Raw genomic sequence first — 2434 nt, 5'->3', positions numbered from 1 at the left:
ATAAACACGAAATGGCCACCCAGCACTGGGTGGCCATTTCGCTCAAAAGAAGTCCGGCGGTGTCCTACTCTCCCACAGGGTCCCCCCTGCAGTACCATCGGCGCTATGAGGCTTAGCTTCCGGGTTCGGAATGTAACCGGGCGTTTCCCTCACGCTATGGCCGCCGAAACACTATAGATGTTTCAATCAAAACCTCAAGACACGCGTGGTGCCTATCAGGTTCCCGACCGTACATCGAGAACCACTCAGTGGACGCAAACATCAAAACGATGGTGTTATCAAGTCATCGGCTTATTAGTACCGGTCAGCTGCACGTGTTACCACGCTTCCACACCCGGCCTATCAACCCAGTAGTCTAGCTGGGAGCCTCTCGGGCCAAAGCCCATGGAAGTCTCATCTTGAGGCCGGCTTCCCGCTTAGATGCTTTCAGCGGTTATCCATCCCGAACGTAGCTAACCAGCGGTGCACTTGGCAGTACAACTGGCACACCAGAGGTTCGTCCAACCCGGTCCTCTCGTACTAAGGTCAGATCCTCTCAAACTTCCTACGCGCGCAGCGGATAGGGACCGAACTGTCTCACGACGTTCTAAACCCAGCTCGCGTACCGCTTTAATGGGCGAACAGCCCAACCCTTGGGACCTACTCCAGCCCCAGGATGCGACGAGCCGACATCGAGGTGCCAAACCATGCCGTCGATATGGACTCTTGGGCAAGATCAGCCTGTTATCCCCGAGGTACCTTTTATCCGTTGAGCGACAGCGCTTCCACAAGCCACTGCCGGATCACTAGTCCCGACTTTCGTCCCTGCTCGACCTGTCAGTCTCACAGTCAAGCTCCCTTGTGCACTTACACTCGACACCTGATTGCCAACCAGGTTGAGGGAACCTTTGGGCGCCTCCGTTACTTTTTGGGAGGCAACCGCCCCAGTTAAACTACCCACCAGGCACTGTCCCTGAACCGGATCACGGTTCGAAGTTAGATATCCAGAGTGACCAGAGTGGTATTTCAACAATGACTCCACCGTAACTGGCGTCACGGCTTCACAGTCTCCCACCTATCCTACACAAGCCACACCGAACACCAATACCAAGCTGTAGTAAAGGTCACGGGGTCTTTCCGTCCTGCTGCGCGTAACGAGCATCTTTACTCGTAATGCAATTTCGCCGAGTTCGCGGTTGAGACAGTTGGGAAGTCGTTACGCCATTCGTGCAGGTCGGAACTTACCCGACAAGGAATTTCGCTACCTTAGGATGGTTATAGTTACCACCGCCGTTTACTGGGGCTTAAATTCTGAGCTTCGCCGAAGCTAACCCGTCCTCTTAACCTTCCAGCACCGGGCAGGCGTCAGTCCGTATACATCGTCTTGCGACTTGGCACGGACCTGTGTTTTTAGTAAACAGTCGCTACCCACTAGTCTCTGCGGCCACCACACCCTTTTTGAGGCATGCTCATATAAGTGGATGGCCCCCCTTCTCCCGAAGTTACGGGGGCATTTTGCCGAGTTCCTTAACCACGATTCTCTCGATCTCCTCGGTATTCTCTACCTGACCACCTGAGTCGGTTTGGGGTACGGGCGGCTAGAACCTCGCGTCGATGCTTTTCTTGGCAGCATAGGATCACCCACTTTTTATCCGCATCGTGTCTCAGCCATCATGAACGGCGGATTTACCTACCGTTCGGCCTACGCACTTGCACCACGACAACCATCGCGTGGCTTGGGCTACCTTCCTGCGTCACACCTGTTAATACGCTAGCCGCACCAGCATGGGGTCACGCGCTCCCCTGAACGGTGCACCCCGAAGGGTACGATGTCCAGGCTCGGGCGTTTAGCACCACTGGATTGACTGGGGCGGTTCTTCGCCGGTACGGGAATATCAACCCGTTGTCCATCGACTACGCCTGTCGGCCTCGCCTTAGGTCCCGACTTACCCAGGGAAGATTAGCTTGACCCTGGAACCCTTGGTCTTTCGGAGGACGTGTTTCTCACACGTCTTTCGCTACTCATGCCTGCATTCTCACTCGTGTAGCGTCCACGGCTAGATCACTCTGCCGCTTCACTCGCCACACGACGCTCTCCTACCCATCAACACGGCTGGACCACGAAGGCCTACCTAAAATGTCAATGCCACAACTTCGGTGGCGTGCTTGAGCCCCGTTACATTGTCGGCGCGGAATCACTTGACCAGTGAGCTATTACGCACTCTTTCAAGGGTGGCTGCTTCTAAGCCAACCTCCTGGTTGTCTAAGCAACTCCACATCCTTTTCCACTTAGCACGCGCTTAGGGACCTTAGATGGTGGTCTGGGTTGTTTCCCTCTCGACTATGAAGCTTATCCCCCACAGTCTCACTGCTGCGCTCTCACTTACCGGCATTCGGAGTTTGGCTGACGTCAGTAACCTTGTAGGGCCCATCGGCCATCCAGTAGCTCTACCTC

At 55.1% G+C, this 2434-nt stretch carries 2 rRNA genes (1 of these 2 cut by a window edge); both read right to left on the bottom strand.

The features are described from left to right. Positions 1–51: 51 nt before the first annotated feature. Positions 52–168: ribosomal RNA gene (gene rrf, locus AC3RXY_RS15585) — 5S ribosomal RNA — on the bottom strand. Between the two features lie 106 nt (positions 169–274). Continuing rightward, positions 275–2434, bottom strand: a 23S ribosomal RNA gene (locus AC3RXY_RS15580) (it continues 1043 nt past the right edge of the window).

The organism is Microbacterium longlingense (genome assembly GCF_058349825.2).
Note: the sequence above shows the minus strand (reverse complement) of the source record. Positions and strands in the feature narration are given on the sequence as shown.